15 protein-coding genes are annotated in these 12,913 nt (G+C 67.4%); 10 read left to right on the top strand and 5 right to left on the bottom strand.

Going from position 1 to position 12,913, the window contains the following annotated elements; translation table 11 throughout:
* Nucleotides 1-157: 157 nt before the first annotated feature.
* Nucleotides 158-637, bottom strand: coding sequence for a universal stress protein (locus KV106_RS19575; protein ID WP_057590504.1), 480 nt, complete (start codon nt 635-637; stop codon nt 158-160).
* 213 nt (nt 638-850) lie between these two features.
* On the opposite strand from KV106_RS19575, the gene KV106_RS19570 reads away from it, so the two are divergent.
* The 4 genes from KV106_RS19570 (at nt 851) to KV106_RS19555 (ending at nt 3,188) form a co-directional block, all read left to right on the top strand.
* Nucleotides 851-1,309 (top strand): universal stress protein, encoded by a 459-nt coding sequence (locus KV106_RS19570; protein WP_261211825.1) that lies wholly within the window; start codon nt 851-853, stop codon nt 1,307-1,309.
* 62 nt (nt 1,310-1,371) lie between these two features.
* Complete coding sequence (locus KV106_RS19565; protein WP_261211823.1) at nt 1,372-1,983, top strand: hypothetical protein; 612 nt, start codon at nt 1,372-1,374, stop codon at nt 1,981-1,983.
* A gap of 32 nt (nt 1,984-2,015) precedes the next feature.
* Nucleotides 2,016-2,261, top strand: coding sequence for a BON domain-containing protein (locus KV106_RS19560; protein ID WP_057590507.1), 246 nt, complete (start codon nt 2,016-2,018; stop codon nt 2,259-2,261).
* A 141-nt stretch (nt 2,262-2,402) separates the two neighbouring features.
* Nucleotides 2,403-3,188 (top strand): LuxR C-terminal-related transcriptional regulator, encoded by a 786-nt coding sequence (locus KV106_RS19555; RefSeq protein ID WP_261211914.1) that lies wholly within the window; start codon nt 2,403-2,405, stop codon nt 3,186-3,188.
* Between the two features lie 9 nt (nt 3,189-3,197).
* Here the strand turns inward: KV106_RS19555 and KV106_RS19550 are convergent, their stop codons facing one another.
* From KV106_RS19550 to KV106_RS19540, 3 genes are all read right to left on the bottom strand, one after another.
* Nucleotides 3,198-3,368 (bottom strand): universal stress protein, encoded by a 171-nt coding sequence (locus tag KV106_RS19550; protein WP_261211820.1) that lies wholly within the window; start codon nt 3,366-3,368, stop codon nt 3,198-3,200.
* A gap of 107 nt (nt 3,369-3,475) precedes the next feature.
* Nucleotides 3,476-3,880, bottom strand: coding sequence for a hypothetical protein (locus KV106_RS19545; RefSeq protein WP_261211818.1), 405 nt, complete (start codon nt 3,878-3,880; stop codon nt 3,476-3,478).
* Complete coding sequence (locus KV106_RS19540; RefSeq protein WP_261211817.1) at nt 3,877-4,290, bottom strand: hypothetical protein; 414 nt, start codon at nt 4,288-4,290, stop codon at nt 3,877-3,879. The genes KV106_RS19545 and KV106_RS19540 overlap by 4 nt, the downstream gene beginning before the upstream one ends.
* A gap of 196 nt (nt 4,291-4,486) precedes the next feature.
* Here KV106_RS19540 and KV106_RS19535 point away from each other — a divergent pair, with 196 nt between their 5' ends.
* The 3 genes from KV106_RS19535 (at nt 4,487) to KV106_RS19525 (ending at nt 9,800) form a co-directional block, all read left to right on the top strand.
* Nucleotides 4,487-6,856: a phosphoketolase family protein gene (locus KV106_RS19535; RefSeq protein WP_261211816.1), complete on the top strand. Its 2,370-nt coding sequence runs from the start codon at nt 4,487-4,489 to the stop codon at nt 6,854-6,856.
* Nucleotides 6,857-6,961: 105 nt separating this feature from the next.
* Nucleotides 6,962-7,690, top strand: coding sequence for a winged helix-turn-helix domain-containing protein (locus tag KV106_RS19530; RefSeq protein WP_057590513.1), 729 nt, complete (start codon nt 6,962-6,964; stop codon nt 7,688-7,690).
* Nucleotides 7,683-9,800 carry a PAS domain S-box protein gene (locus KV106_RS19525; protein ID WP_261211815.1) on the top strand — a complete coding sequence of 706 codons (2,118 nt, stop codon included), beginning with the start codon at nt 7,683-7,685 and terminating at the stop codon, nt 9,798-9,800. The genes KV106_RS19530 and KV106_RS19525 overlap by 8 nt, the downstream gene beginning before the upstream one ends.
* A gap of 21 nt (nt 9,801-9,821) precedes the next feature.
* Here KV106_RS19525 and KV106_RS19520 read toward each other — a convergent pair whose 3' ends face one another.
* Nucleotides 9,822-10,589, bottom strand: a complete 768-nt coding sequence (locus tag KV106_RS19520) for a Crp/Fnr family transcriptional regulator (RefSeq protein WP_261211814.1) — start codon at nt 10,587-10,589, stop codon at nt 9,822-9,824.
* A gap of 236 nt (nt 10,590-10,825) precedes the next feature.
* On the opposite strand from KV106_RS19520, the gene KV106_RS19515 reads away from it, so the two are divergent.
* The 3 genes from KV106_RS19515 (at nt 10,826) to phbB (ending at nt 12,847) form a co-directional block, all read left to right on the top strand.
* Nucleotides 10,826-11,332: a Rossmann-fold NAD(P)-binding domain-containing protein gene (locus KV106_RS19515; RefSeq protein WP_057590516.1), complete on the top strand. Its 507-nt coding sequence runs from the start codon at nt 10,826-10,828 to the stop codon at nt 11,330-11,332.
* Between the two features lie 139 nt (nt 11,333-11,471).
* Nucleotides 11,472-12,125 (top strand): BON domain-containing protein, encoded by a 654-nt coding sequence (locus tag KV106_RS19510; protein WP_261211813.1) that lies wholly within the window; start codon nt 11,472-11,474, stop codon nt 12,123-12,125.
* 2 nt (nt 12,126-12,127) lie between these two features.
* On the top strand, nt 12,128-12,847 hold the full coding sequence (gene phbB, locus KV106_RS19505; RefSeq protein ID WP_057590518.1) for an acetoacetyl-CoA reductase: 720 nt from the start codon (nt 12,128-12,130) through the stop codon (nt 12,845-12,847).
* The last annotated feature ends 66 nt before the right edge of the window (nt 12,848-12,913 follow it).

Genomic DNA, 12,913 nt, shown 5'->3' with positions numbered 1-12,913 from the left:
CCGCCGCACCACGGCCATTACCTCCACGCGCGGGCCGTAAAGGAGTGGCGGCCCCATCCAGAGGCCTGCAGCCAGCGCCGACGCCAGCACGAGCGCGACAGGCAGGCGCGGCCTGACGGCCTTCCACAGGCGCGCGGGCCATGCCGACCGCGGCGATTCAGGCGATGGCTGAGACACAGGCATCCGCCGGAGCGACCCCGGCCTCCTCTGCACGCGCGGCATGCACCAGCAGCACGGGAATCGGTGAACCGTCGCGCAATGCAGGCCCCAGCCCGCGACTGCCTCCGTGCGTGCCCGCCACGATCAGATCGGCATTCCAGGCCCAGGCCTGTTCGATGATGACGTCCGCGGCACGGGCCGCTTGCACGGTGAGGAGCAGCGTCTGCGTCGCGATGCCGGTGGCGGCCGCGCGCTCCCTCGCCTGCTGAAGCATCTGAATGGCTGCTTCCTCCATGCACGGAATCAGGTCCGCATCACGGACTGCGATGACGCCATCGCCAAGGCGGAGCCTCGATGCATCGACGACGTGCATGAGTCGCAGGGCCGCTCCCTCGAGCACGGCCAGGCGGACGGCTTCATCCAGCCCCCGCAAGGATGCGGGGCAGCTGTCCAGATAGACAAGGATTCGTGAGTGCATGGCAGGTATCCAGTCGTTCGGCATTGCGCGCCGATGACCGGAAGTCTCCACGCGCCGTGGCGCGCCGGCTTGACACGCATCAAGCCGCCGGTGAGTTGGAACGATGTTGATATGGCGCAAGACCGGCATCACCGCGCAGCGGAAGAATTCGCCTGCCCGTCGCGCCGGGGCCGGCGGCAGGTGCCCATCGCAGGCGGTCCCGAGGAGAAAGCAATGTCCATCTACAAGCACCTGCTGGTTCCGCTGGACGGCAGCCCCACGGCCGATCGCGGCCTGCAGGAAGCCATCCGTCTCGCCGGCGATCTCGACAGCAAGCTGCGGCTGCTTCATGTGATCGACGACTTTCCGATGCTGGCGGAGATATCGACGATCTCCAGCTTCGAGGCAGGCCTCCAGAAGGTGCGCGAATACGGCGAGTCGGTGTTGTCCAGGGCGCTGGCCCAGGCCACCGCCGCCGGCGTGGAAGCCGAGACCGTGCTGCGCGAGGTCACGCAGGGCCGTATCGCCGACGTCGTGACCGACGAAGCCGCCAAGGCCTCCTGCGACCTGATCGTGATGGGCACTCACGGTCGCCGCGGGCTGAGCCGGCTCGCACTCGGCAGCGACGCCGACCGTGTGGCGCGCAGCAGCCCGGTGCCTGTGCTGCTCGTGCGCGGGGCGTCGGCGAACTGACCCAGGCCACTGCGATCCGGCCGCTATTGCGAATTCCATCAACTTCACCCGACAGGAAGAACATGACGAACAACACTCTCCGTACCCTGCTGGCATCGGCGGCCCTTGCCGCAAGCGCCTGCGCATTTGCCGCCGACTACACGGCCCCCGGGCAGCTCAGCCCGCCGGAAAGCTCGATGCAGAAAGCGGGAGATGCTGCCGGCCGGGCCGCCCGCGACGCGGAGAAGGCAGCGCGCAAGGCGGCGGATGCAGCCAGGACCGCAGCCGAAAAGAGCAAGCTGACCACCGGCAAGGTGTCCAGGGCCTTGGCGGAACGCATCCGCCAGGCTGCGCAGAAAGCCGCGCAGGCCGCGACGCGTCTGGAGGAAAAGGCCACCGCGTCGGCCGGCAAGGCACTCGACGAAAGCAAGGACATTGCGCGGTCGGCCCAGGAAGAAAGCAGCAAGGCTGCACAGGCCTCCAGGGAGGCCCTTGCGCGCGCCGAGGAATCGGTCAGCCGTTCCGCCCAGGCCAGCAAGGAAGAAGCCGAAAAGGCGGCGCAGGCCACGCGCGAGGCGCTCGACAAGGCCGATGAAGCCATGCGCTCGGCGGCAAAGACCGTCGCCGACGCATCCGCACGCACGCTCGAGGCCGCGAAGCGCGCGGCCCGGCCGGCGAGCGCGGAGAAGAAGTGACATCCCTCCCCCGATCTTCAGAAAGCACTGCGATGAATCCTGACATTCAACTCCGGCACGACGTCTTCGCGCAACTCAACTGGGACCCCGCCGTCAACGCCTGCGATGTCGACGTGTGCGTGAAGGACGGGGTGGTCACGCTTCGCGGCGAGGTGGCCGACGAGGCCCAGCGCACAGCGGCCGAGCGCGCGGCTCGCCGCACCGAGGGCCTGACGACGCTGCTGAACAGACTCATCGTCCGCCCGGTCGCCGTGAGGGCCGGAATCCATCCGGCCTGAGCGGGCCCCGTCTGCCACCCGACGTGGTAGACCTATTCGCCCTCCTGGCGAACACCTTGATATGCATCAAGACATGTCGCCGGGTGCGCCAAAAGAATCGGGCCAGAAGCAACCAAGAACAACAGAAACCTGACCTTGGACATGACCACGCCCGAACCGGCGCCGTTGACGCGCGGTGCACCGCAATGGCTCAAAGGCATCGAAAGCTCTCGCGCGAAGAGTCCCGACGCGACTGCTTTGACCCCCTGGCCGAGCTTCCTGGCCGGTCAGGCAGAGAAGCCGGTCAGGGTGCTTCTGATAGACGAAGACAACGATGCGCGGCGCGCGATCACCCATGAACTGGTTGTCGACCCTCGCGTGTGCGTCGTCGGCGAAGCGGGCCGCCTGCCCGAAGCCAGGCGGCTGCTGGCGCAGCAGGAGTTCGACGTGCTCATCCTCGACGTGCGGCTCGGCGGCGGCAAGGGATTCGAGCTGATCGAGAGCGCCAGGCTCAACCGCAGTTCGGCCGAAGTCATCGTGCACTCGACGCTGGACGACGAGCTCCAGGTCCGTCGGGCCTTCGCCGCTGGTGCCTCGGGCTTCCTGGTCAAGAACTCGTGGTTCCTGAACTTCACGCAGGCGGTGCTGCAGGTCGTCAACGGAGGCGCGGCGGTCTCGCCGGACGTGATCCGGCACCTGCTCTTGCGCCAGGGACGACCCGTCCCCGCTCGGGCAGGCGACAACGGTGCCGTCCGCAGGATGCTGTCGGCCCGGGAACGCGAAGTTCTCCAGCTCGTGGCCCAGGGTCACGTCACGCAGGAGATCGCCCGGTGGTTGTCGATCAGCACCCAGACGGTATGCGCGCACATGAAGAACATCTGCCAGAAGCTGCGCGCCCGCACGCGCGCGCAGGCGGTCACCGTGGCCACCAACGAGGGACTGCTGTAGCCGCGCGTTTCAGTGCGTCATCAGCACGGGAACCCGCGACTGCGCGAGCACGTCGCGCGTCACGCCGCCCAGCAGCTGCTCGTGCATGCGGGCATGGCCGTAGCCGCCCATCACGAGCAACTCGCTGCCCAGCGCCTCGGTGCGATCCAGCAGGGCATCGGCGATGCGCAGCGACGTCACTGTTCGCTCCACATCGGCCCTCACGCCGTGCCGCATCAGCCAACCGCTCATCCCCGCAGGGTTCGGCGCAATCTCGGAATCGGCTTCGCCTTCGCGCAAGAGCGAAATCAGCGTGACATGCGCAGCAGCGGCATGGCGCGGTGCAGCGACAACGACGCCTCGCGGCTCCCATCCCAGGCCACGAGGACGCGGTCCAGTCCCGCCGCGATGTGGCCCGTGCGCGGAACGATGAGCACGGGCCGTCCCGCCTCGAGCATCACGTCCTCCGGCAAGCGGCGCTCCGCATCACCCACGGCCGCCGCTTCGTCCACCTGCCCGACAATCACGAGGACGCCGGCCGCGCCTTCACTGCCAGCGCATGAAGGCTCCTGTGCACGATCTTCCGGCACGCCGGTCGGCACGATGTCCATGAGGTGGCTGCGATGCCTCCTGGCGAGACGGGCCGCCAGACGAGTGCGGACCTCGCACCGCTCGGTGTGGTCGAGGTGCACGGAGATGATCGGCAGCGTCATGCTTTGGCTCGCTTTGCAGGGCTTTTGTGGCCGATGCGCGGCGGGCGCGCCGGCGGTGCCGTGGCAAGCGCCACGTACAGGGTATGCAGCGCGTCGGTCACGACGGTCCGCCGGGAGGCCGGCAACCCGACACCCGCACGAGCAGCAGCGATGGTCGGCGTCACCGCTGCGGCAGTTGCCGGCGCGCGAGGCGTGCCGTCCACGCCAGAGCCTCGCAGCGCCCTCACCGGCGCCATGGCCAGCGCTGGCCAGTCCTCGGCCCGCATGACGGCGTCCGCCCCGGCGCGGGTCAGCGCGATGCTGTCCTGCAGGATGCGCGATCCGACCGTCTCGAGCATCTCCAGCGAGTGCAGCCAGATGCCGAACTGCGCCTTGCACAGCGCCAGCGGAAAAGTCAGGTCGTTGCTCATGGTGTGTCCTCTCGCCCGGTAGGCGCCTGGACGGATGCTGAGGCCGCGATACCCCTCCCGCCTTGCGCGTGATCAAGGCAACGCAAAACCACGCCCGCTGTATCGGTTGTTACCGGTTTGATCGCGGTCAACCTCGCGCGCGCCGGCATGCCCATACTGGAATTTCCGTCCACCCAGAAAGAGAAAGCGACTCGACATGGCCTTCACTCCTTTGCCGGCTGCTCCGGACGATTTCATGCTGCTCGATGCCTGGTGGCGTGCCGCCAACTACCTTTCGGTGGGCCAGATCTACCTGATGGACAATCCGCTGCTGCAAGAGAAGCTGGAGCTCTCGCACATCAAGCCGCGTCTGCTGGGGCATTGGGGCACGACGCCGGGCCTGAACTTCATCTACGCGCACATGAACCGCGCGATCAACGCGCGGGACCTCGACGCGATCTTCATCGCCGGTCCGGGGCACGGCGGACCGGGCGTGGTGGCCAACACCTGGCTCGAAGGCACCTACAGCGAGGTGTATCCGGCGATCGGGCAGGACGCCGATGGCATGCGACGCCTGTTCACACAGTTCTCGTTCCCCGGCGGCATTCCGAGCCACGTCGCCCCCGAGACGCCCGGCTCCATCCACGAGGGCGGCGAACTGGGCTACGCGCTGCTGCACGCCTACGGCGCGGTCTTCGACAACCCCTCGCTGCTGGCCTGCTGCGTGATCGGCGACGGCGAGGCCGAGACCGGTGCGCTGGCTGCGAGCTGGCATTCCAACAAGTTCCTGAATCCGCGGCGCGACGGCGCGGTGTTGCCGATCCTGCATCTCAACGGTTACAAGATCGCGGGTCCCACAGTGCTCGCGCGCATCGGCGAGGAAGAACTGGCGCAGTTGTTGCGCGGCTACGGCCACGAGCCCTACTTCGTCGTGGGCGACCAGCCCGCCGAAATGCACAGGCAGATGGCGTCGGTGCTCGACACCGTATTGGAGAGCATTCGCGCCATCCAGGCAAACGCGCGCACCGGGGGTTTTCGCACACGGCCCCGCTGGCCGATGATCGTGCTGAGATCTCCCAAGGGCTGGACCGGCCCGCGCCGGGTCGACAGCCTGCAGGTCGAAGGCACCTTCCGCGCGCACCAAGTGCCGCTGGCCGACTTCGCCACCAAACCGGACCACGTCGAATTGCTCGAGCAATGGCTGCGCAGCTACCGACCCGAGGAGTTGTTCGATGCGAACGGTGCCTTGCGTCCCGAGATTGCCGCGCTTGCCCCCAGAGGCAGGCGCCGCATGAGCGCCAACCCGCACGCCAACGGCGGGCTGCTGCTGAAGGACCTGGCGATGCCGCCCTTTCGCGTGCATGCCGTCCCGGTGGAAGCGCCGGGCGCCATCGATGCCGAAGCCACGCGCGTCGCGGGCAACTTTCTTCGCGAAGTCATGCGGGCAAATGAGCAGGAGCGCAACTTCCGGGTGATGGGGCCGGACGAAACCGCATCGAACCGGCTCACCGCCCTGTTCGAGGTGACCGGACGAACCACGACCGCCCAGGTATGGCCGGACGACGACCACCTCTCGCCCGACGGCCGCGTGATGGAGGTGCTCAGCGAACACCTCTGCCAGGGCTGGCTCGAAGGCTACCTTCTGACGGGGCGGCACGGCTTCTTCTCGTGCTACGAGGCCTTCATCCACATCGTCGACTCGATGTTCAACCAGCATGCCAAGTGGCTCAAGGTGTCGCGCGATATCGGATGGCGACGGCCGATCGCATCGCTGAACTATCTGCTCACGAGCCACGTCTGGCGCCAGGACCACAACGGCTTCAGCCACCAGGACCCGGGTTTTCTCGATCACGTGGTCAACAAGAAGGCCGAGGTCGTGCGCGTGTACCTGCCGCCGGACGCCAACACCCTGCTCTCGGTCACCGACCATTGCCTGCGCAGCCGCGACTACGTGAACGTGATCGTGGCCGGCAAGCAGCCCGCGCCCCAATGGCTGGACATCGACGCCGCGATGCGCCACTGCACTGCCGGCCTCGGTATTTGGGACTGGGCGAGCAACGACGAAGGCGGTGCGCCCGACGTCGTGATGGCCTGCGCTGGCGACGTGCCCACGCTGGAGACGATGGCGGCCGTCGACCTGCTGCGCGAGAAGGTGCCGCAGCTGAAGGTGCGGGTGGTGAACGTGATCGACCTGATGGCGCTGCAGTCTCCCTCCGCGCACCCCCACGGCATCGCGGACGAGGACTTCGACGCCATCTTCACCACCGATCGGCCCGTGATCTTCGCGTTCCACGGCTACCCCGCGCTGATCCACAGGCTGATCTACAGGCGGCGCAACCACCCCGGCTTCCATGTCCACGGCTACTGCGAGGAAGGCACGACCACCACGCCCTTCGACATGACGGTGCTCAACCGGCTCGACCGCTTCCACTTGGCGGCCGACGCCATCTCTCGCACGCCGGGGCTTTGCGACAGCACGGGCCATGTGCAGCAGCACCTGCGCGACCGGCTTCTGGAGCACAGGGCCTACATCACCCGCCACGGCCGGGACATGCCGGAGATCGAGAACTGGCGCTGGACACGATAGCTGCCGGCCGAAGGGTACCCAAGGTGCTGTCGGCGTCGCTTGCGTGCTACGCTCATCTTGAGAAAGAATGTTCAAGAGATTCGTGCTCAATTTCCTTGCCAGCACATGAAACCCGCCCCACATATCGCAGTCCTCGACGACGAGGCTGACATCACGCTGCTGCTGGCCAACTACCTGCAGAGCCACGGCTTCCGCGTCACCCAGATCCACAACGGCCGCAGCCTCATCACGCTGATGGATACCGACCCCGCAGACCTCGTGCTGCTCGATCTCGGCCTGCCCGGCGAAGACGGCTTCTCCATTGCACGCCGCCTGCGGGACAGCTGGCGTTGCGGCCTCGTCATCGTCACCGGCCGGGGCGATGCGGTGGACAAGGTGGTGGGCCTCGAGGTGGGCGCCGACGACTACGTGACCAAGCCCTTCGACCTGCGAGAACTGGTGGCGCGGGTGAAGGCCGTACTGCGGCGTTTGACCCCGGAAACACCCGCATTCGCCGCCGGCGTTTTGGCGTCTCCCGACAAGCTGCGCTTTGCCGGCTGGCAGCTCGACACCGCCGCGCGCAACCTCAGGAATCCGCGGGGCGAGGAAGTGGCCCTGACCGGTGGCGAGTTCGACCTGCTGCAGGCGTTTGCCCGCCATCCCGGCCGCGTGCTGTCGCGCGACTTCCTGCTCGAGCAGACACGCGGGCGCGAGGCTGCCCCATTCGACCGCACGATCGACGTGCAGGTCGGCCGGCTGCGCAAGAAGATCGAGGCGGATGCGGACGACCCGCAACTCATCAAGTCGGTGCGAGGCGCGGGCTACATCCTGGTGCTACCAGTTTCCCATGGCTGACGCTGCGGACAACCCGCCCTTCCTGCCCGATGCGGTCGTCCCCGGCTCGCTCTCGGACTTCGACGAAGGCAGCGTGTTCCGTTCGCTCTTCGTCGCCTATCCGGATTCGCTCCTGGTGGTGGACCAGTTCGGCTCCATCATGCTCGCCAACCCTTCGGCGGCAGCACTGCTTGGCTATGCAGAAGACGAGCTCGCAGGCCTGAACGTCGACGTGCTGGTGCCCGACAGCATCCGCCCGCGCCATGCTTCCTACCGCGAGGCCTATAGCCGCGCTCCCCGTCCCCGCCCGATGGGCACGCACATGGAGCTGGTGGCCAAGCGCAAGGATGGCAGCGAGGTCATGGTCGAGATTGCGCTCAGCCCGCTGCAGAACCATGGATTGCCGTTCGTCGTGGCGGCCATCAGGGACATCGGCGCCTACCCGCGGGTTAAGCAGGCGCTGCAACGCGCCCGCTACAGCGAACACCTGGCCCAGCTCGGGCGCCTGGCGGTGGATACGCGCGACCTGCAGGTGGTGCTCCAGCATGTGCCGGGAATCATCACCACGGCCTTGCAGGTCGAAGTCGCAGTGGTGTGGCTGCTCGACAGCAACCGCCTGGAGTTCCGCGTGGCCAGCGGCGTCGGCCTGGTCGACGGCGAGGAGATAGGCGCACGCATCGCCAACCGCCCCGACACCCCGCCGGGCTTCGTGTTCTCCCAGGGCCGGCCGGTCGTGGTGCCGGACTACGGCAAGGAAAACCGTTTCTCCGTGCCCCAGGCCTACCTTGACGCCGGCCTCGTCAGCGCGCTCGCCGTGCCGCTGTCGGATCGGGGGCGCGTGATCGGCATGCTGTCGGTGCGCTCGAAGGAGTCCAAGCGCTTCGGGGACGAGGAGGTGCGCTTCCTCGAATCGCTCTCCAACCTGCTTGCCACCAGCCTGCAGCGTATGCAGACCGAGGAGGCGCTCAACCATGCGCAGCGGCTCGAAAGCGTCGGCCAGCTCACGGGCGGCATCGCGCACGACTTCAATAATCTGCTGACCGTCATCCAGGGCAACCTCCAGGTCCTGGAGGAGCTCCCCGCCCTGGAGCAGAACAGCCATGCTCAACAGCTGCTGAGCGCCGCCGCCCGCGCTTCGCGGCGCGGCGCGGAGCTCACCGGCAAGCTGCTTGCGTTTTCCCGCCGGCAGGTGCTGCAGCCGATCGCCGTCGACACGCAAGCGCTGCTGCACTCGCTGGCGGACATGCTGCGTCGCACGCTGGACCAGCGCATTCGCATAGAGATCGACACCGTGCCCGGCTGTCCGCCCGTGATGGCGGACCCGGGCCAGCTGGAATCGGCGCTGCTCAACATCGCGATCAATGCGCGCGACGCCATGCCCGATGGCGGCATGCTTCGCTTTCGCACCGAACTGTGCAGTGCGTTGCCGCCGGCACTGCGCAGCCAGCGCAACGATCCGGGCAACGATGCCACCGCGTGCTTCGTCGCGATATCCATCGCCGACAGTGGCACCGGCATGTCCGAGGAGGTGAAAGAACATGCCTTCGAGCCCTTCTTCACGACAAAGGAAGTCGGCCGTGGCACCGGCCTGGGCCTGAGCACCGTGTACGGCTTCGTCAACCAGTCCCGGGGCGCAGTCTCGATCGACAGCAGGGTCGGACAGGGCACTACCGTGACGCTCTACCTGCCGCAGCTGGAAGACGCCGCGGCCGCGGCCACCGATGAGGATGAACGCGCTGACGAGACAATTCCGCCCGGCTTGCGCGTAATGCTGGTCGAGGATGATGCAGAGGTCCGCAAAGTCGTGCACACCTTCCTGACCACGCTGGGCTGCGAGGTCTTCACCGCTGCCACGGCCGAGCAGGCGTTGTCCGCGCTGGATGCGGGCGTCGGGCCCCTGGATCTGCTGCTGAGCGATATCGCCTTGGGCGCCGGCATGCGCGGCACACGGCTTGCCTCCGAGGTGCAACAACGCTTTCCGCGCATGGCAGTGCTGTTGATGTCGGGCTTCTCGTCGGAACTTCTCGATGCGGACCGCGAAGTGCCGCAGAGCTGGGAACTGTTGCGCAAACCCTATGCGCGCTCCGAACTCGCGCGGGCCATGGCGAAGGTGCTGGCCGGCCGCGCCTGAGCGCGCAGGCACGGCGCTCTCTTACTGGAGCATCGCAGGCGCCGGTGCCAGGCAGCGCTGGACGAAAGCCGACAGCGCGCCCACATCGGGAATCTGCACGTCGCGGCGTCCTTTCGTGGTGAAGCCGATGACGTTGTCTCGTGCCAGCCGCGAAAGCGCACGGCTCACGCTCTCGAGCGTCATTCCCAGGTAGTTGCCGATCTCCGCACGCGTCATGCGCAGGGTGATCTCGTCTGTGCGCATGCCGCGCTCGGCCAGCGTCTCGGCCCAGTAGCGCAGGAAGTCGGCCACACGGGCATCGGCCGGCAGCGTGCAGACGGACATCAGCGAATCCCGGTCGTGTGCGATCTCGCGGCTCATGGCGGCGTGCAGCACCTGCAGCAAGGCGGGATTCGCCGCGCAGGCGACCAGCAGTGCCTCGTATGACACGACCCAGATCTCTCCGGTGTCCATGGCCACTGCGTCGCACGCATAGCGTCCGCTGGCGATGCCGTCGAAACCGAGCCAGTCGCCACGGAACTTGAGGCCCACCACCTGCTCGCGCCCGTCGGCCGAAAGATTCATGATCTTGAAGAAGCCCGAGTTCAGGATGTAGAGGTTGCCGAAGCGCTCGCCCGCCTGGTAGATCGTGTCGCCCGTGTGCACGACGCGGCGCTGCGGCTTGAGGTGCTCGCCGAGGAGCTTCAGCGTGTCGGCGGTGCTTTGTCCCATGCACTCCCGGCCGATGCCGAACGGAGCCGGGCCGGGCGGGACTGCAGCGGTCATCGAGGGGGTGGCGGTGTTGAGCATCTGGCACTCCTTGGTGGTCGGTCGCGTGTCGATGGATGGATGCTAGGAAGCCATCGGCAACGCAATGACAACGGCCGGAATCGATGGGTAACGCTCGGTGAATGGAATGTGTCCGGCGTGTATCAGCGGCGCGCGGCGTGCAGCAGATCACATTTGCATGCCCCTGCTCCTTGACCTGCATCAAGTCCGGGGCCTCCGGCGCACTTAGCCTCGCAAGGTCACATATGACCATTGCCATGCCCTTCTCCCAGCAGACCTGCGCCCTCGAGGCCGTGCCGTCATCGCTCTCTCCCCTGGAGGTGACGAGCCTGCTGTGTCGCGCCCGGCTGCTCCAGCGCTCGGCGCTGGACGGGAGTGTTCCCCGGCTGCTGCGCGGCAAGAACCTGGGGCTGCTGTGTGACGCCGCACCCGACGAATCGCAGGCGCTGTTCCGCAACGCGGCCGAGGAACTGGGTGCACACGTGGCCGTCATGCGTCCAGGTCTTTCGCTCGCGAGCGCGCCGCAGGAAGTACAGGACACCGCCCGCATGCTCGGCCGCCTCTATGACGCCGTGGAATGCCAGGGCCTCGACGCCGCGCTTGTGCAGCGCATCGGCCAGCACGCCGGCATACCTGTATTCAACGGAGCCGCCATGAAAGCCCATCCTGCCGACCGGCTCGCCGAACTGCTCGGAGACCAGACCCCTCTGGCCGACAACCGGCGCTTCGTGCTCCAGGCCCTGCTGCTCGACGCCATCGCCTGAGCCCGGCGCCCGGACGTGCCGCGCGCTCCTTGATCCAGCGCAATACGGGCCCGGCGCCCGCTTCCTACAGTGGATCCCACGGTTACCGCCCATCCCGCGCGCCGACCGCCCCTTCGTCCATCCACTGCAAGGAACTCCCATGAAGACCGATACCCAACTGCGCGACGACATCCAGGCCGAACTGGCCTGGGCACCGGACGTCAAGTCCTCCGACATCGGCGTGATCGTCAAGGACGGCGTGGTCACCCTCACCGGCCATCTCGCACACTACGCCGAGAAGTACGCCATCGAGCGCGCGGTGCAACGCGTGCATGGCGTCAAGGCACTGGCGGTGGAGCTGACGGTCAAGCTGCCCTTCGACAACCAGCGCACCGATGCCGACATCGCTCTGGCGGCCGAGCGCGCGCTCGAGTGGAACGTGCTCGTGCCCGACGGCAAGATCCGCCCCATGGCGGAAAAAGGCTGGCTGACACTCACCGGCGAGGTCGAGTGGGAATACCAGCGCAGCGCCGCCGAGATCGCCGTGCGCAACCTGATGGGCGTCACCGGCGTGTCGAACCTCGTGAAGGTCAAGCCCAAGGTGACGCCTGCTGACGTCGAGAAGAAGATCCACGAGGCGCTCTCGCGCCAGGCCGAGCGCGAAGCCAACAAACTCTCCATCACGGTCGACGGCTCGCAGGTCACGCTGCGTGGCACGGTTCATTCCTGGACCGAGCGCGACGCGGTGCAAGGCGCCGCATGGGCCACGCCCGGCGTCTCGGTGGTGGTGAACGACCTGCTCGTGGACGCCTGAGCATGCGCGTCGCGCTCGTCACCGGCGGCACCTGCGGCATCGGCGCAGCCACGGCCGAGGCGCTGCAGGCCGCGGGCTACCGCGTGGCGGCTAACTTCGCCAGCCACAGCGAGGCCGCACAGGCCTTCGCCGCCCGCACCGGCATCCCCACCTTCGGCTGGAACGTCGCAGATTTCGATGCCTGCCAGGCCGGCGTCGCGCGCGTGGAGGCCGAACTCGGCCCCATCGACGTGCTGGTCAACAACGCCGGCATCACGCGCGATGCGATGCTCCACAAGATGAGCATCGCGCAATGGCGCGAGGTGCTGGAGGTGAACCTCGGCGGCTGCTTCAACATGTGCCGTGCCGCGATCGGCGGCATGCGCGAGCGGCGCTTCGGCCGCATCGTGAACATGGGTTCGGTCAATGGCCAGTCCGGTCAGGCTGGCCAGGCCAACTACGCGGCAACGAAGGCCGGCCTCGTCGGCTTCACCAAGTCGCTCGCACTCGAGGGCGCCTCGCACAACATCACCGCCAACGTGGTGGCCCCGGGATACACCGACACCGCCATGGTGGCCGCGGTCGCGCCGGAGGTGATGGCGCGCATCCTGACGACCATCCCGGCCGGGCGCCTGGCCACACCGGCGGAAATCGCGCGCGGCGTGGTGTTTCTCGTCGCCGACGAATCGGGCTTCGTCAACGGCATCACGCTGCCGATCAACGGCGGCAAGTACATGGCCTGAGGCGGCAACGCCCGAAGCCGTCGTCCAGCGAGACCTTCCATGCACACGACCTCCACCTCCCCGACT

Origin of the sequence: Variovorax endophyticus (assembly GCF_025376855.1) — a bacterium.
In the GTDB taxonomy this organism is placed as follows: Bacteria; Pseudomonadota; Gammaproteobacteria; order Burkholderiales; family Burkholderiaceae_C; genus Variovorax.
This window is presented reverse-complemented; position numbering and strand designations above follow the sequence as displayed.